Source organism: Janthinobacterium sp. GW821-FHT03C10, assembly GCF_059420865.1.
The window spans coordinates 371,992-391,220 of the sequence record NZ_JBWKUN010000005.1; the positions used below are offsets into that span (position 1 = coordinate 371,992).

At 64.6% G+C, this 19,229-nt stretch carries 22 protein-coding genes; 17 read left to right on the forward strand and 5 right to left on the reverse strand.

Annotation, left to right across the window (positions count from 1 at the left end; genetic code table 11):
* Window positions 1–17: 17 nt before the first annotated feature.
* The 3 genes from AC07VH_RS18765 to AC07VH_RS18775 are packed head-to-tail and all read left to right on the forward strand — an operon-like array spanning window position 18 to window position 2,252.
* Window positions 18–1,178, forward strand: a complete 1,161-nt coding sequence (locus AC07VH_RS18765; protein WP_494787510.1) for a Do family serine endopeptidase — start codon at window positions 18–20, stop codon at window positions 1,176–1,178.
* A 21-nt stretch (window positions 1,179–1,199) separates the two neighbouring features.
* Window positions 1,200–1,892, forward strand: coding sequence for a DUF2461 domain-containing protein (locus AC07VH_RS18770; RefSeq protein ID WP_475415858.1), 693 nt, complete (start codon window positions 1,200–1,202; stop codon window positions 1,890–1,892).
* Window positions 1,893–1,907: 15 nt separating this feature from the next.
* Window positions 1,908–2,252 (forward strand): cupin domain-containing protein, encoded by a 345-nt coding sequence (locus tag AC07VH_RS18775; RefSeq protein ID WP_475415859.1) that lies wholly within the window; start codon window positions 1,908–1,910, stop codon window positions 2,250–2,252.
* Window positions 2,253–2,262: 10 nt separating this feature from the next.
* Here AC07VH_RS18775 and AC07VH_RS18780 read toward each other — a convergent pair whose 3' ends face one another.
* From AC07VH_RS18780 to AC07VH_RS18800, 5 genes are all read right to left on the reverse strand, one after another.
* A complete protein-coding gene (locus AC07VH_RS18780) occupies window positions 2,263–3,309 on the reverse strand; it encodes an NAD(P)H-dependent glycerol-3-phosphate dehydrogenase (protein WP_494787509.1) in 1,047 nt (348 codons plus the stop codon).
* A gap of 68 nt (window positions 3,310–3,377) precedes the next feature.
* Complete coding sequence (locus tag AC07VH_RS18785; protein ID WP_475415861.1) at window positions 3,378–3,839, reverse strand: SH3 domain-containing protein; 462 nt, start codon at window positions 3,837–3,839, stop codon at window positions 3,378–3,380.
* Window positions 3,840–3,925: 86 nt separating this feature from the next.
* A complete protein-coding gene (gene secB, locus AC07VH_RS18790) occupies window positions 3,926–4,402 on the reverse strand; it encodes a protein-export chaperone SecB (protein WP_076565035.1) in 477 nt (158 codons plus the stop codon).
* A gap of 160 nt (window positions 4,403–4,562) precedes the next feature.
* Window positions 4,563–4,829 carry a glutaredoxin 3 gene (grxC, locus tag AC07VH_RS18795; RefSeq protein WP_070220900.1) on the reverse strand — a complete coding sequence of 89 codons (267 nt, stop codon included), beginning with the start codon at window positions 4,827–4,829 and terminating at the stop codon, window positions 4,563–4,565.
* Between the two features lie 27 nt (window positions 4,830–4,856).
* Complete coding sequence (locus AC07VH_RS18800) at window positions 4,857–5,273, reverse strand: rhodanese-like domain-containing protein (protein ID WP_494787508.1); 417 nt, start codon at window positions 5,271–5,273, stop codon at window positions 4,857–4,859.
* 106 nt (window positions 5,274–5,379) lie between these two features.
* Between AC07VH_RS18800 and gpmA the strand changes: the two genes are divergently transcribed.
* From gpmA to gspE, 14 genes are all read left to right on the forward strand, one after another.
* Entirely contained in the window at window positions 5,380–6,126 is a 747-nt protein-coding gene (gene gpmA, locus AC07VH_RS18805; protein WP_070313039.1) for a 2,3-diphosphoglycerate-dependent phosphoglycerate mutase, read from the forward strand.
* Window positions 6,127–6,202: 76 nt separating this feature from the next.
* The gene (locus AC07VH_RS18810) at window positions 6,203–7,666 is read left to right on the forward strand and encodes a murein hydrolase activator EnvC family protein (protein WP_494787679.1); all 1,464 of its coding nucleotides are present in this window, start codon (window positions 6,203–6,205) and stop codon (window positions 7,664–7,666) included.
* Window positions 7,667–7,713: 47 nt separating this feature from the next.
* Window positions 7,714–9,207 carry a S41 family peptidase gene (locus tag AC07VH_RS18815; protein ID WP_475415862.1) on the forward strand — a complete coding sequence of 498 codons (1,494 nt, stop codon included), beginning with the start codon at window positions 7,714–7,716 and terminating at the stop codon, window positions 9,205–9,207.
* 8 nt (window positions 9,208–9,215) lie between these two features.
* Window positions 9,216–9,977, forward strand: a complete 762-nt coding sequence (locus AC07VH_RS18820) for a HesA/MoeB/ThiF family protein (RefSeq protein WP_494787507.1) — start codon at window positions 9,216–9,218, stop codon at window positions 9,975–9,977.
* 93 nt (window positions 9,978–10,070) lie between these two features.
* Window positions 10,071–10,523, forward strand: a complete 453-nt coding sequence (gspG, locus tag AC07VH_RS18825; protein ID WP_035823835.1) for a type II secretion system major pseudopilin GspG — start codon at window positions 10,071–10,073, stop codon at window positions 10,521–10,523.
* 12 nt (window positions 10,524–10,535) lie between these two features.
* Window positions 10,536–11,030, forward strand: a complete 495-nt coding sequence (locus tag AC07VH_RS18830; protein ID WP_051991350.1) for a GspH/FimT family pseudopilin — start codon at window positions 10,536–10,538, stop codon at window positions 11,028–11,030.
* Window positions 11,027–11,410, forward strand: coding sequence for a type II secretion system minor pseudopilin GspI (gspI, locus tag AC07VH_RS18835; protein WP_326457732.1), 384 nt, complete (start codon window positions 11,027–11,029; stop codon window positions 11,408–11,410). The genes AC07VH_RS18830 and gspI overlap by 4 nt, the downstream gene beginning before the upstream one ends.
* The gene (locus AC07VH_RS18840; protein WP_489629195.1) at window positions 11,410–12,033 is read left to right on the forward strand and encodes a PulJ/GspJ family protein; all 624 of its coding nucleotides are present in this window, start codon (window positions 11,410–11,412) and stop codon (window positions 12,031–12,033) included. Before gspI ends, AC07VH_RS18840 begins: the two co-directional genes overlap by 1 nt.
* Window positions 12,030–12,998: a type II secretion system minor pseudopilin GspK gene (gene gspK, locus AC07VH_RS18845; protein WP_494787506.1), complete on the forward strand. Its 969-nt coding sequence runs from the start codon at window positions 12,030–12,032 to the stop codon at window positions 12,996–12,998. Before AC07VH_RS18840 ends, gspK begins: the two co-directional genes overlap by 4 nt.
* A gap of 19 nt (window positions 12,999–13,017) precedes the next feature.
* Window positions 13,018–14,247 (forward strand): type II secretion system protein GspL, encoded by a 1,230-nt coding sequence (gspL, locus tag AC07VH_RS18850; protein ID WP_475415867.1) that lies wholly within the window; start codon window positions 13,018–13,020, stop codon window positions 14,245–14,247.
* The gene (locus tag AC07VH_RS18855; protein WP_475415868.1) at window positions 14,244–14,792 is read left to right on the forward strand and encodes a type II secretion system protein M; all 549 of its coding nucleotides are present in this window, start codon (window positions 14,244–14,246) and stop codon (window positions 14,790–14,792) included. The genes gspL and AC07VH_RS18855 overlap by 4 nt, the downstream gene beginning before the upstream one ends.
* Complete coding sequence (locus AC07VH_RS18860) at window positions 14,789–15,565, forward strand: type II secretion system protein N (RefSeq protein ID WP_475415869.1); 777 nt, start codon at window positions 14,789–14,791, stop codon at window positions 15,563–15,565. The genes AC07VH_RS18855 and AC07VH_RS18860 overlap by 4 nt, the downstream gene beginning before the upstream one ends.
* Window positions 15,562–17,793, forward strand: coding sequence for a type II secretion system secretin GspD (gene gspD / locus AC07VH_RS18865; protein ID WP_489629192.1), 2,232 nt, complete (start codon window positions 15,562–15,564; stop codon window positions 17,791–17,793). The genes AC07VH_RS18860 and gspD overlap by 4 nt, the downstream gene beginning before the upstream one ends.
* Window positions 17,794–17,803: 10 nt before the next feature.
* A complete protein-coding gene (gspE, locus tag AC07VH_RS18870) occupies window positions 17,804–19,225 on the forward strand; it encodes a type II secretion system ATPase GspE (RefSeq protein WP_219310307.1) in 1,422 nt (473 codons plus the stop codon).
* Window positions 19,226–19,229 lie beyond the last annotated feature (4 nt).

Genomic DNA, 19,229 nt, shown 5'->3' on the forward strand with positions numbered 1-19,229 from the left:
CCTGGGCAGAGAACTGTATGCGACGATTCTGGTTATTGTTTGCGCAAACCGTGACGATCGCGTTGGCGCTGTACTTTGTGTATGGCGCGCTGCGCCCGGCCAGCCGGGTACAGCAGCTGGGCTCTCCCGCCAAGCCGGTGCCCGTGGTGGAAACGGCGTCGAGCAGCCTGGCGCCCGGTTCCTACCGCGACGCGGCGGCGCGCGCCATGCCCGCCGTCGTCAATATCCTCACCCTGCAAGTGCCCAAGCGCGGTGCCCATCCGCTGGCGCGCGACCCCTTCTTTAAACGTTTCTTCGGCGACCGCGACCCGGACGGCGAGGATGACGAAGACTTGAAAAACAGCCTCGGCTCGGGCGTCATCGTCAGCCATGAAGGCTATGTGCTGACCAACAACCACGTGGTCGAAGGCGCCGACGAAATCGAAGTGGTGCTGACCGATGGCCGCAAGGCGCCCGCCAAGGTGGTGGGCCTGGATCCGGAAACGGACCTGGCCGTGATCAAGATCAACCTCGACAAGCTGCCCGTCATCGTGCTGGGCCAGTCGGAACTGGCGCGCGTGGGCGACGTGGTGCTGGCTATCGGCAATCCGTTCGGCGTGGGCCAGACGGTGACCATGGGCATCATTTCCGCCCTGGGCCGCAACAACCTGCACATCAACAGCTTTGAAAACTTCATCCAGACGGATGCGGCCATCAACTTCGGCAATTCGGGCGGCGCCCTGGTCGATACGCGCGGCAATCTGATCGGCATCAATACGGCGATTTATTCGCAAAGCGGCGGCTCCGTCGGCATCGGCTTCGCCATTCCCGTCTCGACGGCCAAGACCGTGATGGAAGCCATCATCAAGGATGGCCACGTGGTGCGCGGCTGGATCGGCGTGGAAACGCAGGACATCACGCCCGAGCTGGCGCAAAGCTTCAACCTGCAGCGCACCAGCGGCGCCATCATCGCCGGCGTGGTGCGCAACGGCCCGGCCGACAAGGCGGGCATCGTGCCGGGCGACATCCTGCTGACGGTGCAAGGCAAGCCTGTCGGCGACACGACGGAAATGCTGAACCTGATCGCCCAACTGCCGCCCGGCGAAAAAGCTAGAATGACGGTGCTGCGCAAGAATCGCGAAGCGGCACTCGACGTGATGGTGGGCAAGCGCCCCATCCCGAAAGAGCTTTCCAAATAGTTGTTGATCGGAATTTGACACATGCATGTGCGTGATTTGACCCAATTTTTACGTGAGCTGAGCGACAACAACAACCGTCCCTGGTTTGTCATGAACAAGCCCCGCTACGACATCCTGCGTGAGGAATTCCTCGCCTTGGTGACTGCACTCATTGCTGAACTCGGCAAGTTCGATCCGGCCGTGAAATACTGCAATCCGAAGAAGGCCTTGTTCCGCATCAACCGCGACGTGCGTTTCGCGCACGACAAGAGCCCCTATAAAACGCGCTTTTCGGCCGCCATCGCGCCGAACGACATGCGCCGTCCCAGCAAGGCGGGCGGTCCCACGTATTATCTGCAGATCGATGGCCAGGGCAATCTGCTGTTCGGCGCCGGCGAATACATGCCGCCGCCTGGCCGCCTGAAGGCGCTGCGCGAGCATATGCTCAACGACGCGCCAGGTTTTTCCAAAGTGCTGAAAAATAAGCGTTTGAAGGCCCGTTTCGGCACCATCCAGAACGAGGGTAAGTTGCAGCGCCCGCCCAAGGGCTTCGAGGCGGACGCCGAACATATCGAATTCATCAAGCTGAAGAGCTTTTTTGTCTGGACCGAAGTGCCGCTGCCCGTCAACGCACCGGAAAAACTGCTGCCGACCCTGGCGGAAGGCTTGAAGGATGCATGGCCGCTGGTCGAGTGGATGCGCGGCGCGAAAGAGCCCGAGGAAGTCACCGAGTAATTGCCGAAGGAGCACATGATGGCACTGGAGCACGCAAGTTCAGGACAGGTGATCGAGGTGCTGCGCAGGGACGGCGACGACCTGTCGCAGTTTTCCGCCATCGCGCTGGCCAGGACGGATGAACTGGAATTGATCCGCATGTGTATGCCCAAGGGCAAGACCATGCCCGAGCATCATGTCCTCGGTGAAATCACCCTGCTGTGCCTGCAAGGGCAGGTGGCGGTGGAAGCGCATGGCGGCGTGCACCTGCTGGGGCCGGGGCAGATGCTGTATTTGCTCGGCGGCCAGGCGCACGCGCTGGAAGCGCGCGCAGACAGTTTATTGCTGCTCACCATACTCATGCACAAGGCGGGCCGCTAGGGTTTTCCTGTCAGGCCGCCTCGGCGCGCGGATCGCGCGACAGCAGTTGCTGCACCATCACGTGCGGCAAATCCCCATCGAACAGCACGCCGGCCACCGCGTTGGTGATCGGCATGTCGACGCCCATGCGGCGCGCCAGTTCGCGCACGGCCTTGGCGCAGGGTACGCCTTCGGCCACGTGACCGAGTTCGGCCACGATGGTGTCGAGGGCCTTGCCTTGCGCCAAGCCCAGGCCGACGCGGCGGTTGCGCGACAGGTCGCCCGTGCAGGTGAGTATCAAGTCGCCCATGCCCGTCAAACCCATGAACGTTTCCGTCTGGCCACCCAGGGCCGTGCCCAGGCGCGTGATTTCCGCCAGGCCACGCGTGATCAGCGCGGCGCGCGCATTCAAGCCCAGGCCCAGGCCGTCGGCCACGCCGGTGGCGATCGCCAGCACGTTCTTCACGGCGCCGCCCACTTCCACGCCCACCAGGTCGTCGCTCGCATACACGCGGATGGTGCCGCCATGCAAGGCCGAGACGACGGCGCCGCGCAATGGCGCGCTGTGCGAAGCGATGGTCAGCGCGCACGGCAAGCCGCGCGCCACTTCCTGCGCGAACGAGGGACCGGACAGGGCGCCGCCGGGGATATTGTCGCCCAGAACTTCCTGCACGATCTGGTGCGGCAGCAGGCCCGTGCCGCCTTCAAATCCCTTGCATAGCCACACCAGCTTGCCGATGGCCTTGCCTTTCAGCTGGTGCAGCATGGGGCGCAGGCCCGCCACGGGGCAGGCGGCGATCAGGAGGCCGTGTTCGCCGCTGGCATGCGCGACGGCGGCGTCGAAATCGGCGCCGATGCGCAGCTGCGGCGGCAAAGGGAAGCCCGGTAAATAGCTGTTTTCGCCGCTGGCGGCCATGGCGGCCATGGCTTCGCCGTTGCGACCCCACAGCAGCACGTCGTGGCGGCCGGCCAGGGCCATGGCCACGGCCGTGCCCCAGGCGCCTGCGCCCAGCACGGTAATGCGGCGCGGGGCGGCCTTGGCGGCGGTATCGGGAGTGTTTTCAGGGGAAACTTGCATGCAACCTCAGTCTGGCAGGGGGAGGGGCACGGCGCGGCTGGCCGTTGCCCGGATGAATCTGGCGGTGCTTACAGGCCCCACACTTCGCTGGTCTTGACGTAGCCGCTCTGGCCATCCTTGTGGCGTACCTTGACCCAGCCGGAGCTCGGCTGTTCGCTCATTTCCAGCAGCACGCCCTTGTCGACGAGGATGATGGCGGAGGCGTTGTCGTCGGGGCTGGCGCGAACCTTGAGATTCGCGGCGCGCGCCACGACGTTGCGCTTGGCCGACAGGCCCTTGGCTTCCGTCCAGGCCATTTCGCCGCTGGCGTCGCGCACCTTGACCCATTCGCCGTAGCTGAGCACGACTTCCAGCGGCATGCCGCGTGGCGCCACGTACAGCTTGCCGCCCTTGGAGGACGGCGCGTCATACAGGATGACGGGGGTCGCGCCCACCGTCTTGAAATCGACGGCGTGGCTGGCGGCGGTGGCCAGCAGCAGCACGGCGCCGGCCATCCAGCGGAACTTGCTCAAGAGCGCACTTTTCAACATGATATTTTTTGAACCTTAACGAAACACGGCGGCCAGGCCGCCGTGTCAGGCCAGCCCCAAGGGGCCGGCGGGGTCTTGCCTGCAGCTTAGTGCGTCGTCGCGTCGCCTGCTGGAGCAGCGGCGGCAGCGTCGGCGATGGCTTGCAGACGTTGTTGGTAGAACACTTCGAAGTTGATCTCGGCCAGGTGCACTGGCGGGAAGCCGGCACGGGTGATCACGTCGGCGATGTTGGCGCGCAGGTAAGGGTAGATGATGTTCGGGCAGCCGATTCCCAGCAGCGGATCGAGTTGATCGGCAGGAATGTTGCGTGCTTCGAAGATACCGGCTTGCTTGCCTTCAACCAGGAAAGCGACTTTTTCGCCGACCTTGGCGGTGACGGTGATGGTCACGGTGGCTTCGAAGATGCCGTCGGCCAGAGGCGCAGCGCCCACGTCCAGAGCGACTTCGATCGCTGGGGCTTCTTGTTCCAGGAAAATAGCTGGGGAATTTGGTTGTTCCAGCGACATGTCTTTCAGGTAGACGCGTTGGATTTGGAAGACTGGTTGCAGATTTTCGTCAGACATGGAACGCTTTCGTTGTAAGGGACAAGAACGGCACACCGTTCAAATATGGTGCTTGCGGTATTCAAACCGCGCCGGGTAGGCGCGGCCAGATCAGGTGCGAGGGCAATTGTATCAAAACAATACGACAAAAAACCAAGCAATTTCTCGAACCCGCTTTATATCAGGCTGCCGTGCCGTTTAACAAGGGGTCGAGCTTGCCTGCTTGATCAAGCGCATACAAATCGTCGAATCCGCCCACGTGGGTATCGCCCACATAGATCTGCGGCACCGTGCGGCGGCCCGTGCGTTCCATCATCTTGATGCGCTCTTCCGGGTCGAGGTCGACGCGGATCTTTTGCACGGCGACGCCCTTGGCTTCCAACAGGCGCTCGGCGCGCACGCAATACGGGCACACGGCGGTGCTATACACAATTACGGGGACGGTCATGATGATTCCTTCTAGTTAAATGCCGGCTTACTTCGCCAGCGACAGGGTTTTCAATGGCAAACCCTGCTTTTTCCATTCGTCGAGGCCGCCTTCCAGGCTTGTTGCCTCAGCGAAACCGGATTTGCCCAGCAGGCCGACGGCGGTTGCCGAACGCGAACCTTTCTGGCAAACCACTACAATGGGGCGCGTTTTGAATTTTTCCAGCTCACCCAGGCGCTTTGCCAGTTCCGGCAGCGGAATATTTTTTGCGTCAGGCAAGTGGCCCGTGGCGAATTCTTCCGCGCTGCGCACGTCGACGATGATGGTCTTGCCACGGTTGATCAGTTGCGTGACTTCCAGCACGGTCGCGCGCTTGCCGCGCATCGACAGCAGTGGCCAGAGGAGGGCGCCGCCGGAAATAATGACGATGGCAAACAGAAAAATGTGGTCGATAATGAATTTCACGTAGGGTCCAATGGTTTAAGTCAATCCGCGCATTATAAAATAGAAGCTGGACGAGGTCTTTTTACGTTTTGCTTTTTTGATTTGAACCCCTTGAGAAGATAGAACTATGTACAAAATCGTTTTCATGCGTCACGGCGAGTCCACCTGGAACCTCGATAACCGCTTCACCGGCTGGACCGACGTCGATCTGACGGAAAAGGGCGTCAACGAAGCCAAGGCCGCCGGCCAGATCCTCAAGCAGGAAGGTTTTACGTTCGACGTGGCCTACACTTCCGTCCTGAAGCGCGCCATCCGCACCCTGTGGCTGGCGCTCGACGAGATGGACATGATGTATTTGCCGATCAAGAATGACTGGCGCTTGAACGAGCGCCACTATGGCGCCCTGCAAGGCCTGGACAAGGGCGAGACGGCCGCCAAGTATGGCGACGAGCAAGTACTGGTATGGCGCCGCAGCTACGACACGCCGCCGCCGCCGCTGGAAGCGAACGATGACCGCGCCTCGTACAACGATCCGCGCTATGCCGGCTTGCCGAAAGCGGCTATCCCGCTGACCGAATGCCTGAAAGACACCGTGGCGCGCGTGATGCCGGCCTGGGACGAGGAAATCGCCCCGGCCATCCGCGCCGGCAAGAAGATCATCATCTCGGCCCACGGCAACAGCCTGCGCGCGCTGATCAAGATGCTCGATGGCATCAGCGACAGCGATATCGTCGGCCTGAACATCCCGAACGGCCAGCCGCTCGTGTATGAACTGGATGCCGACCTGAAACCGATCCGTCATTACTACCTGGGCGACCCGGCGGCGATTGCGGCAGCGCAAGCGGCCGTGGCGAACCAAGGGAAGGCCAAGTAACTTGTTGTCTTTCTTCCGCGGCACAGCGATCGCCCCCTCTGCTGAACGACCCCTGCCGGCGTGGCGCGCCGGCGCCATGCTGTGCGCAGCGCTGCTCCTCTCGAGCGGTGCCGCACAGGGTGCCAAGCCCACCGAACGCAGCAAGCAGAAAGCGGCCGCGGAAGCACAACGTGCCGGATTGCAACAAAAGCTGACGGCGCTCAAGCGCGACATCAGCCGCACGGAAAGCGCCAAGGATGACGCGGCCGATACCCTGGCCGAGTCGGAAGAGGCCATTTCCAACGCCAACCGCGCCTTGCGCGACCTGGCGCAGGAACAAGGCGAGACGAGCGTGAAGCTGACGGCGCTGGGGCAGGAGCACCAGCAGCTGACGGCCACCGTCGAAAAACAAAAGACGCAGCTGTCGAAATTGCTGCGTGAACAATATGTCGCCGGCAACGAAGACCGCATCAAGCTGCTCTTGTCGGGCGACAATCCGAACCGCATCAACCGCGACCTGCAATTGATGGCGTATGTGTCGCAGGCGCAGGCGCGCCTGCTGGAAGCCTTGCGCGCCAACTTGCTGGCCGTGGAGAAAAACCAGGCGGACGTGCAGAACGCCAAGGATGAGTTGGAAGAAATCGCGCAGGAAGAGCGCGACCAGAAGGCTTTGCTGGTGCAGGAGAAGGCGCGCCGCGCCGCCTTGCTGACGAGTTTGTCGCAGCGCCTGGTGGCGCAGCGCAAGGAAGTGGGCAATGTCGAGCGCGACGAACAGCGCATGGGCAACCTGGTCGACAAGCTGGCGAAACTGATCGAAGAGCAGGCCGCCGCCGCCGCGGCCGAAAAGAAACGCCAGCAATTGCTGGCCGAACAGCGCGCCGCCGCAAAAGCGGCCGCCGATGCCAAGATCGCGGCGGAAAAACGCGAACGCCTGCTGGCCGCGCGCGCCAAGGCCGCCCAGGCGCAGGCCGAACGCGAACGCATTGCGAAAGAGCAACAAAACAAATCGGGCAAGATCAAGCCGCAGACGCCGCCACCGCCGCCCGTGAAGCTGGAACCGATCGATGACGACGAGCCTCCGCAAGTGGCCAAGGTGGCACCCAAGCCCGAGCCGAAGCCGGAACCGGAGCCGGAACGCCCAAGCCTGGGGCCGGCCGCGCCGGCCGGCGCCTTTGCCAGCATGAAAGGGCAGCTGCGCGCGCCCGTGGCGGGCAAGATTGCCGCCCGCTTCGGCAGCAAGCGCGGTGACGGCCCCAGCTGGAAGGGCGTGTTCATCCGCACGGGCGAAGGCAGCGAGATCCACGCCATCGCCGGCGGCCGCGTCGTGTTTTCCGACTGGCTGCGCGGTTTCGGCAATTTGATCATCGTCGACCATGGCGGCCAGTACATGAGTATTTATGGCAATAACCAATCCTTGCTGAAACGCGTGGGCGATGCCGTCAAGAGCGGCGATGCCATTGCCAGCGCGGGCAACAGCGGCGGCAACGAGGAATCAGGGCTATACTTTGAACTGCGTCATCAGGGCCGCGCCTTCGACCCCGCCACCTGGGTGAAGTTTTAAGTTCCCACCATTGCTGCGGCAGCGAAATTGTAGATTGCGAAGAATTCATGGGTATCAAAGTCAAAAGTATCGGCCTGATCGGTCTGGGCGTACTGGCCGGCATCGGCATGTCGCTGCAGTACCCGGCCGTGGCGCAGAAAATCACGAATGCCCCGCTGCCGCTCGACGAGCTGCGCCAGTTGTCCGACGTCTTCGGCCTGATCAAGACTGATTACGTCGAGAAGGTGGAAGACAAGAAACTCTTGACGGAAGCCATCTCCGGCATGGTCTCGTCGCTGGACCCGCATTCCGTCTACCTGGATAAAAATGCCTTCAAGGAAATGCGCGAAAGCGTGCAGGGCAAGTTTGTCGGCATCGGCATCGAAGTGAGCATGGAAGACGGCTACGTGAAAGTCGTCTCGCCCATCGAGGACAGCCCGGCCGCCAAGGCCGGCATCCTGGCGGGCGACTTGATCACCCGTCTCGACAACATTCCGCTGAAAGGCCTGCAGCTGGAAGAGGTCATCAAGAAGATGCGCGGCCAGCCTGGCAGCAAGCTGGTGCTGACGATGTCGCGCAAGGGCGAAAGCAAGCCGCTGGTCTTCCCCATCGTGCGCGAGGAAATTCGCGTGCAAAGCGTGAAGGCCAAGATGGTCGCGCCCGGCTATGCCTGGCTGCGCATCGCCCAGTTCCAGGAACCGACCGTCGATGACATGGTCAAAAAGATCAACGCGCTGTATGCGCAAGACCCCAAGCTCAAGGGCCTGGTGCTGGACTTGCGCAACGATCCCGGCGGCGTCGTGCCGGGTGCCATCGGTGTGGCGACAGCATTTCTTCCGGGTAACTCCGTGATCGTTTCCACCAAGGGCCAGCTGCCTGAGTCGAAACAGGTGTTTTATGGCCGCCGCGAATTCTATGCGCCGCCGGGCGCCAAGGCCGACCCGCTGGCCAAGCTGCCGGCCGCGCTGAAAACCGTGCCGCTCGTGGTGCTGGTCAATGCCGGTTCCGCGTCCGCCTCGGAAATCGTCGCCGGCGCCTTGCAGGATTACCAGCGCGCCACCGTCATCGGCACGCAGACGTTCGGCAAGGGTTCCGTGCAAACCTTGCGCCAGATCACGGCCGACACGGCCGTCAAGCTGACGACGGCCCGCTATTACACGCCGAAAGGCCGCGCCATCCAGGCGCGCGGCATCGTGCCCGACCTGCTCGTCGATGAAACGGCCGAAGGCGACGGCTGGAACAGCCTGCGCGTGCGCGAGGCGGACCTGGAAAAACACCTGAGCAGCGACGACGGCAAGCCGGAAGCGGCCAAGCCGACCATGGAAGGCATGCAGGATCAGCTGGAAGAAGAGCAGCGCCTGATCGCCACGGCGAAAAAACGCAAGCCGCTCGAATACGGCGCCAAGGACGATTTCCAGCTGCAGCAAGCCTTGAACCATTTCCAGGGCTTGCCGGTGCAGCTGGCCAAGGTGGACCCGAAGGTGGAGAAGATCGGCGCCAAGCCGGAAATCGCTTCCGACATCAAGGCGGACGACAAGAAGATTCCCGTGCGAAAACCGTAGTCGCCGCCATGAACGACGCTCAACTGCTGCGCTATTCGCGCCACATCCTGTTAGACGAGATCGGCATCGAAGGCCAGCAAGCCTTGCTCGACGCGCATGTGCTGGTGATCGGCGCCGGCGGACTCGGTTCGCCGGCCGCCATGTACCTGGCCGCCAGCGGCGTCGGCAAGCTGACCCTGGTCGATGACGATACGGTCGATCTGACCAATCTGCAGCGCCAGATCGCCCACACCACGCAGCGCGTGGGCCAGCCGAAAGTGCTGTCGGCGCGCGAAACCTTGACCGGCATCAATCCCGAGATAGCCATCATCGCCTTGCAGGAGCGTCTGGACGGTGCGCGACTGGCCGAACTGGTCTTGTCCGCCACGGTGGTGCTCGACTGCACCGACAACTTCGCCACGCGCCACGCCGTCAACCGCGCCTGCGTGGCGGCCAGGGTGCCGCTGGTGTCGGGCGCCGTGATCCGTTTCGACGGGCAAGTGAGCGTGTTCGACCCGCGCACGGGCACCCAGCCCTGTTATTCCTGCCTGTTTCCGCAGGAGCAGCAGTTCACGGACGAGGCGTGCTCGACCATGGGCGTGTTCGCGCCGCTGGTCGGCGTGGTGGGCGCCATGCAGGCGGCCGAGGCCTTGAAACTCATCATGGGTGCGGGCGAATCTCTGGCCGGGCGCCTGCTGCTGCTCGACGGTTTGCACATGGAATGGAGCAGTATGCGCGTCGCGCGCGATCCCGGCTGCGCCGTTTGCGGCGAAGTGGTCTTGCCCGCCTGACGGCCGCCGCACAAATTTTTCCCCATATGACAGGCTTTGTCATATTTCCGCTTTATACTCTGCTCTCATTACTCACCTTCTTCTCTCTTTCTTATGCAAAACGCAGCAAACCATCCGATACGCCAGCGCCGCGCGCGCGGCTTCACTTTGATCGAAATCATGGTCGTGGTGGTGATCATGGGCATCCTCGCCTCGCTGGTGGTGCCCAAGCTGATCGCCCGCACGGGCGAGTCGAAAGTGGCGGCGGCGAAAGTCGACATCGCCACCGTGATGCAAGCCTTGAAACTGTATCGCCTGGATAACCAGCGCTACCCGACCACCGAGCAGGGCTTGCAGGCGCTGATCGAAAAACCGACCACGGGCCCGGCCGCGAATGGCTGGAAAGCGGGCGGCTACCTGGAAAAGATGCCGAAGGATCCATGGGGCAACCCGTACCAGTTCCTGTCGCCGGGCGTGAAGGGCGAAGTCGATATCATCTCGCTGGGCGCCGACGGCCAGCCTGGCGGTAGCGGCGACGATGCCGATATCGGCTCCTGGGAACTGTAAGTTTTCCATTGCATGCCTGCCATGACCACCGGTCGCGCACTGCCCCGGCCACGCGCCAGCGGCTTCACGCTGATCGAATTGCTGGTGGTGATGGTCATCATCGGCGTTACCCTGGGCCTGGTGTCGCTGAACGCGATGCCGAATGGCCAGCAGGCGCTGCAAAAGGAAGCCGAGCGCATCGCCCTGCTGCTGCAGCTGGCGCGCGATGAAGCCATCGTGCGCAGCCGGCAGGTGGCGTTCGAGGCGGACGAAAATCAATACCGTTTCCTGGTCCTCAATGAAAAGCTGTGGCAACCCGTGACGCAGGACGATTTGCTGCGCGAGCGCGCGTTTGCGAATACCCCCATGCTGCTCAGCGTGCAGCCGTCGAGCAGCGTGGCCCAGCCGCTGCGCATCATCTTCGGCCGCGAACCGGTCGACAAGCCTTTCGTGCTGACCCTGGCCAGCGGCGAGCGCAGCGTGGCCATCCGCGCCGACGGTATCGGCCACTTCACGGTCGAGCAATGATGGCCTTCCCACGACAACGCCGCCAGCTTGGCTTCACTTTGCTGGAAGTCCTGGTCGCCCTCGTCATCGTCGGCACGGCCCTGGGCGCCTCGCTGCGCGCCGTCGGCAGCCTGACGCAGAACAGCGATGGCTTGCGCAGCGCCATGATGGCCACCTGGTCGGCGGAAAACCACCTGGTGCGCCTGCGCCTGGCGAAGACGTTCCCGCAGACGGGCAAGCGCACGGTCGATTGCCCGCAGGGCGACCTGAAGCTGATCTGTGAAGAGGAAGTGGTGGCCACGCCGAATCCCCGTATCCGCCAGGTGCGCGTCAACGTGTACGACGTGCAATATCCGGCCCGCCGCATCGTGCGCCTGGTCTTGCTTTCCTTTAACGACTGATGGCGCGCCGCCCCGTCCCTGCTGGTGGTTTCACGCTGATCGAGCTGCTCGTGGCGATCGGCATCCTGGCCATGGTCGCCGTATTGGGCTGGCGCGGCCTGGACAGCATCATGCGTTCGCGCGAAGTGCTGACCAGCCAGCTGGAGCAGGCGCGCGGCATGCAGCTGGCGTTTGCCCAGATGCAAAGCGATTGCGACCACCTGGCCGGTGCCGGGCAGAACAACAACTTGCTGAATGGCCGCATCAACCTGACGGCGGAAAACGACCGCCTGACCCTGGTGCGCCTGGCCGCGTCGGAGCAGGAGCCGCAGCAGTTGCAAGTGGTCACTTACCGCCTGCGCGGCGGCGTGCTGACGCGGCGCGAGTCGAACGGCACGCGCGACCTGGCCGTGCTCGACACCCTGTGGCAGGCGGCGCGCGACGATACCGATACCTCCAGCGCCGACGTGACCCTGATGCGCGGCGTCGACAGCATGGTCATGCGCGGCTGGAACAATGGCGCCTGGAACGTGCTGACGGCCGGCGCCACCATCTCCGCGCAAGTGCCGGGCCTGGAAGTGACCTTGCAGATGCCTGGCCAGGACGCGGGCCTGTCCAAAGTCTTTTTATTGGGGCCGGGATGAAGCCGTTCATTCGCCCCGCGCGCCAGCGCGGCGTGGCCGTCATCACGGCCCTGCTGCTGACGGCGCTGGCCATCACGGTCGTCGCCAGCCTGTTCTGGCAGCAGCAGGTGCAGGTGCGCTCGATGGAAAACCAGCGCCTGCGCCTGCAGACGCAGTGGGCCATGCGCGGCATGGTCGACTTTGCCCGCTTCTGGCTGCGCCAGGACAATCCCATGCTGACGGCCGCCGATGGCGTCTGGGCCACGCCCATCGAGGAAGCGCGGCTCGACGATTATGTGGACCGCGAAAAGGTCGATACGGAAAAATTCGACGCCACCGTCTCGGGCCGCGCGCTCGATGCGCAGGCGCGTTTCAATATTACCAACCTGGTCGACGCCACGGGCACCGTCAATCCGAAGCAGGTGCTGGCCTACCAGCGATTATTGTCAAATATGAAGCTCGACAGTGGCCTGGCGCAAGCGACGGCCGATGCCGTGCTGCGCGCCAAGCCGAAACCGCGCAGCAGCGGCGCCGACGGCAAGACGCCCGCCGCCAAGCCCGCCACGAGCGGCGGCAGCGAACCGGTGGCGTTCACGCAGGTCGAGGATCTGCTGGCCGTGCCCGGCTATACGCCGCAGATGATCGAGCAGCTGCGTGATGTCGTCATCATCCTGCCGGAACTCACGCCGATCAACGTGAATACGGCCCCGGCCGAGGTGCTGGCGGCCGTGACGATGATGTCGCTGTCCGAGGCCAGCGCCCTGACCTTGAGCAATCCGCGTAAAAAGTTTGTCGATTTTGCAAACTTCAAGAATAATATTAGTGGCAATGTGATTGAAGGCGTCGAGCTTGACGTGAAGAGCCGCTACTTTCTCACCGTCATCCGCGTGCGGCTGGACCGCGCCGCCCTGGATGCCGTGGCGCTCGTCAATCGAAAAACGGATCCGCAGCGCACCACCAGCCTGGTCTGGCTGCGGGAAAATTAACAGCTGAAAGCGAGTCACTTTGACAATATTGTATATCCGTCACCCGGCCAAGGCGTCCACCGATAGCGCGCCCGCCTGCTCCTTCGTGCTGGCCGGCGACGGCGGCACTCTGCTGCAGCAAGGCAGCGCGCCGCTGGGCAGCCTGGGCCAGCTGATCGCCGGCGCGAAGCAGGTGGTGCTGCTGCTGGCGGCGGCCGACGTGACCCTGCTGCGCCTGAAAACCCCGCCGCTGGCCGGCGCCCGTTTGCGCGCGGCCTTGCCGGGCCTGGTGGAAGAACACATCCTCGGCGACGCCCAGGATTGCCTGCTGGCCGCTGGCGCGCCCGATGCGGCCGGCATGCGCACGGTGGCCGTGGCGCAGCGCGCCTGGGCCGAGGTGTTGGTAAAAGCTTTGCTGGCGCAGGGCGCGCGCAAGGTGGCGCTGCTGCCGTCGCAGCTATGCCTGCCCTTGCAGCCGGGCAGCGTGACGGCCGCCCTGCACGCGGCCGGCGACAGCCTGGAACTGGCCTTGCGCCAGGCGCCGCAGGAGGGGCTGGGCCTGGTCTTGCCGGCCCAGCCGCAGCAGGCGCTGCTGACGACGCGCGCGTTTGCCGGCGACGTGCCCCTGACGGTCTACGTGGCGCAGGCCGAGCTGGCGCAGTATCAACAGCTGGCCGCCGGCATGCACGGCGTGACGGTGGAGCCCGACCACTGGGCGCACTGGATCGCCGGCGCCAGAGGGGCGGGGATGGATCTGGCCCCTGCCCTGGGCACGGCCACGGGATCGGCCACCGAGTGGCGCCGCTGGCGCTGGCCCATCCGTCTGGCGCTGCTGGCCGTGATCGTCAACCTGGCCGGCATGAATATCGAATGGATGCGTTTGAAGCGCGAGGCGGCCACCGTGCGCACCTCGATGCAGCAAACCTTCAAGGCTGCGTATCCGAACGAGGCGCCCGTGTACGGGCTGGAAGCGGAACAGATGCGGCGCAATATCGCCGCCGCCCGCCTGCAGGGCGGGCAGGCGAGCATGGATGACTTCACCAGCATGAGCGCGGCGCTGGGCGAGGCGCTGGGCGGCCTGGCCGGGCGCGGCGTGGTGGCCTCGCTGGAATACCGCGAGCGCGCCCTGATCGTCAAGCTGAAGCCGGACATGGTCGACGCCAGCGCCCAGGCACAGGTGCGCGACGGCCTGGCCGCGCGCAAGCTGGCCTTGAATGAAACGGCGCCGGGCGTGTGGAAGATCACGCCGGCCACGGGAGCAAAAGCATGAGTGCAGCAGTGAACAAGGCGCGCGCCGCGCTGGTGGGCCGGCAGCAGGCGGTGCTGGCCTTCTGGGCCGAGCGCACGCAGCAGGAGCGCAAGCTTTTGAGCATCGGCGGCGTGGTGGCGGGGCTGGCCCTCGTCTACGCCGTGTTTTTCGAGCCGGCCTGGACGGGACGCATCGCCTTGCAAAAGAGCTTGCCCGAGCTGCGCCAGAATGCGGCCCAGCTGCAGGCGCTGGCGCGTGAGGCGGGCGAACTGGCGCGCCAGGCGCCCGTGCAGGTGGCGCCCATGAGCCGCGACAGCCTCGAGGCCTCGCTGAAGGCGCGCGGCCTGGCGCCGCAATCGCTGTCGCTGACGGGAGAATACGCGCGCGTGCAGTTGAACGGCGTGCCGTTCGCCAGCGTCATGCTGTGGCTGGACGGCTTGCGCCGCGAAGGCCGCGTGGCGGTGCAGGAAGCGAAGATCACGGCGCAGACGGTGCAGGACAAGGCGGTGGCGGGCCTGGTCGACGCCAGCCTGACCCTGCACCAGAGCCCGGGCGCGGCACGATGATGCGCCTGCTTGGCTGGCTGCTGGCCATCATCGTCAGCGTCTGCGTCACCCTGCTGGTGTTTTTCCCGGCCAGCTGGGTGGCCAGTATCGTGGAGAAGCAGACGGGCGGACGTTTGACCTTGGGCGACGCGCAAGGTACCCTGTGGCGCGGCTCGGCCTTTATCGGCGGGGCGGCCAGCGCGAATGGCGCCGTGACGCCCCTGCTGCCGGGGCGTTTCAGCTGGCGCATTTCGCCCTCGGTGCTGTGGGGATCGGCGGACGTGGAACTGCAGAATCCGCAGGCGCTGTCGCAGCCGGTGAACCTGCGCGGCTCGTGGTCGCACTGGCAAGTCAGCCCGGCGGCCCTGCTGCTGCCGGCCGATGGCCTCGGCGGTCTCGGTGCGCCGTTAAACACCGTGGCGCCGACGGGCAGCATGCGCCTGTCGTGGAGTACCTTGCAGCTGGCCCTGGAGCAGCGGCAGTTTTCCGCCGTCGGCCGCACCACCCTGCAGATGACGGACATGGCCTCGCGCCTGTCGTCCTTGCGTCCGCTGGGCAGCTACGAACTCGATTTCGATTGGCAGGGGCAGCAGGCGACGTTGACCTTGCGCTCCATCAAGGGACCGCTGCTGCTCGACGGCAGCGGCAGCCTGCAACAGGGGCGCATGCAGTTTTCCGGCCAGGCCCAGGCCGCAGCAGGATATGAAGAGACCTTGGCGAGTTTGTTGAATTTGCTGGGACAGCGCCGTAGCAATAGCGAAAAAAACATCATCGCCTTAGAGTTCAGACAATGAAAAAACCATCCGTGAGCCCAATTACCTCCTCCTTCTCGCTGCGCCGCCTGTCGGCCGCCGCCTTGCTGTGCTGTTCCGTGGCCGGCATGCCGGCGCCCGTCTGGGCCGCGCCCGGCGATGAGGCGGCGCTCAATTTCGTCGGCGCCGACATCGAATCGGTGATCAAGGCGGTGGGCCATTACACCAACATCAATTTCGTCATCGACCCGCGCGTCAAGGGCACGATCACCCTGGTGTCGGAGAAATCGATCAGCAAGACGCAGGCGTTCGGGCTGCTGGCCTCGGCCTTGCGCCTGCAGGGCTACGCGGTGGTCTCCGGCGACGGCTATGCCAAGGTGGTGCCGGAAGCGGACGCCAAGCTGCAATCCGTGCCGACCCAGGTGGGCAACGGCGCCAGTCAGGTGAAGGGCGACCAGATCGCCACCCAGGTGTTTTACCTGAACTACGAATCGTCGGCCAACCTGCTGGCCGTGCTGCGTCCCCTGATTTCGCCGAACAACACGATCAATGCCAACCCGGGCAACAACTCGCTGGTGATCACCGATTATGCGGATAACCTCAAGCGCCTGGCGAAGATCATCGCCGCGCTCGACGTGCCCGCCTCGACGGACCTGGACGTGATCCCCGTGCGCTACGCCATCGCCTCCGACCTGGCCTCGATGGTCAATAAACTGATGGAGGGCGGGAATGCGGGCGCCGGCGCGGCCGGCGATACGGGCAAGGTGTCCGTGCTGGCCGACCCGCGCACCAATTCGCTGGTGCTGCGCGCGCCGTCGGCGGCGCGCGCCAACCTGGCCAAGTCGCTGATCTCGAAGCTGGACCAGCCCACCACGCAGCTGGGCAACGTGCACGTGGTGTACCTGAAAAATGCAGATGCCACCAAGCTGGCGCAGACCCTGCGCTCGGTGGTGACGTCGGACGGCACGGCCGCTTCGGCGCAGCAGGGCACCAGCAGCCAGAGCACGAACAACCAGATCAGCCAGAACAACAGCGGCATGAACAGCACTGGCCTGGGCGGCAATACGCAAAGCGGCACCACGGGCGGCGCTTCGCTGAACAACGGGCCGCAGCAGCTGTCGTCGGGCGGCGCGGCCGGCTTCATCCAGGCCGACGCTTCCACCAACACCCTGATCCTGACCTGCAACGAGGCCGTCTACCGCAACCTGCGCGCCGTGATCGACCAGCTCGACGTGCGCCGCGCCCAGGTCTACATCGAGGCGCTGATCGTCGAAGTGACGTCGGCCAAGGCATCCGAGTTCGGCGTGCAGTGGCTGGGGCTTTCCGGCGACAGCAGCAGCAGCTACCGCGTGGGCGCGCTGCAGTCGTTCGCCGGCGGCACCGACAACAATATCGCCAAGCTGGCGCTGGGCGGCGGCAAGGTGCTGCCCACGGGCGGCCTGACCCTGGGCATCTTCAAGCAGATCAACGGCGCGCTGGGCCTGGGCGCCGTGGCGCATGCGCTGGAATCGGACGGCAACGCCAACATCCTGTCGACGCCGAACCTGATCACCCTGGACAACGAGCTGGCGACCATCAAGGTGGGCCAGAACGTGCCTATCCTGACGGGCCAGTACACGAGCACGGCCGGCACCAACACGAACCCGTTCCAGACCATCGACCGCAAGGAAGTGGGCCTGACCCTGAAGGTGCGCCCGCAGATTTCCGAGGGCGGCACGATCAAGCTGGGCATCTATCATGAGACGTCGAGCGTGGACAAATCCACGTCGACGGCCGTCAGCGGCATCACCATCAACAACCGCGTGATCGAAAACAATGTGCTGGCCGACGATGGCCAGATCATCGTGCTCGGCGGCCTGATCGAGGACAGCACGGGCGACAACGCGGAGAAGGTGCGCGGCCTGGGCGACATCCCCCTGATCGGCAACCTGTTCAAGTACCAGACGCGCGAGCGCAAGAAAACGAATCTGATGATCTTCCTGCGCCCTGTGATCGTGCGCAACAAGGAGCAGAGCGGCAGCCTGGCGGCCGACCGCTACGACTACATGCGCTCGGCCGAGACGGCTGCCGTGCCGGCGTCGGGCAATCTGATGCTGAAAGACCTGGGCACGCCCGTGCTGCCGGCCCTGCAGGATGGCCAGCCCGTGGGCGGCAGCATGGTGACGCGTCCCGTGCCGCCGGCACCGACGCCGCCGCCAGGCGCGCCGGCCAACGCCGCCACGCCGCCGCAGCCGCTGCTGCAGCAATACCAGCAGCAGCCGCAGAAGTGATGGGACAGTCATGAGCAATCTGCTTCCCTACGCCTACGCGCGCGATTTCGGCTTGCTGGCCCGGCCCGGCGCCGTCGACGGCGCCCCCGTCGAAGTGCTGGTGGCCGCATCGACGGCGCCGGCGGCGATTGCCGAAGTGTCGCGCCGTTTCGGCCAGATTCAATTGACGGTGCTGCCGCGCGGCGAACTCGATGCGGCGATTGCCGGCGCCTACGCGGGCGGCGGCGGCGACGCCTCGCAGATGGCCGATGAATTCGACGCCGACCTCGATCTCACCAAGCTGCTGCAGGACGTGCCGGCCATCGAGGACCTGCTTGAATCGTCCGACGATGCGCCCGTCATCCGCATGATCAACGCGCTGCTCACGCAGGCGCTGCGCGAAGGCGCGTCCGATATCCATATCGAGCCGTTCGAGCAGACCTCCGTCGTGCGCTTCCGCATCGACGGCAGCCTGCGCGACGTGGTGCGCCCCCGTAAAGCCATCCACGGTTCGCTGATCTCGCGCATCAAGATCATGGCGCAACTCGACATCGCGGAAAAACGCTTGCCGCAGGACGGCCGCATCACCCTGCGCGTGGGCGGCAAACCCGTCGACGTGCGTGTCTCGACCCTGCCTACCGGGCATGGCGAACGGGCCGTGCTGCGTTTGCTGGACAAGGAAGCGGGCCGCCTCGACCTGCAGCACCTGGGCATGAGCGCGCCCATGCTGGGGCAGTTCGATGGCCTGATCACGCAGCCGCACGGCATCGTGCTCGTCACGGGCCCCACCGGCTCGGGCAAGACGACGACGTTATACGCGGCGCTGTCGATGCTCAACGCCACCACGACGAACATCCTGACGGTGGAAGACCCGATCGAGTACGACCTGGCCGGCGTGGGCCAGACGCAGGTCAATCCGCGCATCGACATGACCTTTGCCAAGGCGCTGCGGGCGATTTTGCGGCAAGACCCGGACGTGATCATGATCGGCGAGATCCGCGACCTGGAAACGGCGCAGATCGCCGTGCAGGCGTCGCTGACGGGCCACCTGGTGCTGGCGACCCTGCACACCAACGACGCGTCGGCGGCCGTCACGCGCTTGCTCGACATGGGCATCGAACCGTTCCTGCTGTCGTCGTCGCTCTTGGGCGTGCTGGCGCAGCGTCTGGTGCGCAAACTGTGCGGCTCCTGCAAGACCTTCGATGGCCAGTACTGGCAGGCGGTCGGCTGCGAGCATTGCGGCCAGACGGGCTATCAGGGCCGCGTGGGCGTGTATGAATTGCTGCGCACGACGGAGCAGATCCGCGCGCAGATCCACAACCGCGCGTCGGAGGCGGAAGTGCGCGCCGTTGCCCTGCAGGACGGCATGACGAGCATGCGCGACGACGGCGAACGCTGGCTGCGCGACGGTACCACCACGCAGGCCGAGTTGCTGCGCGTGACCAAAGACTAGGCCC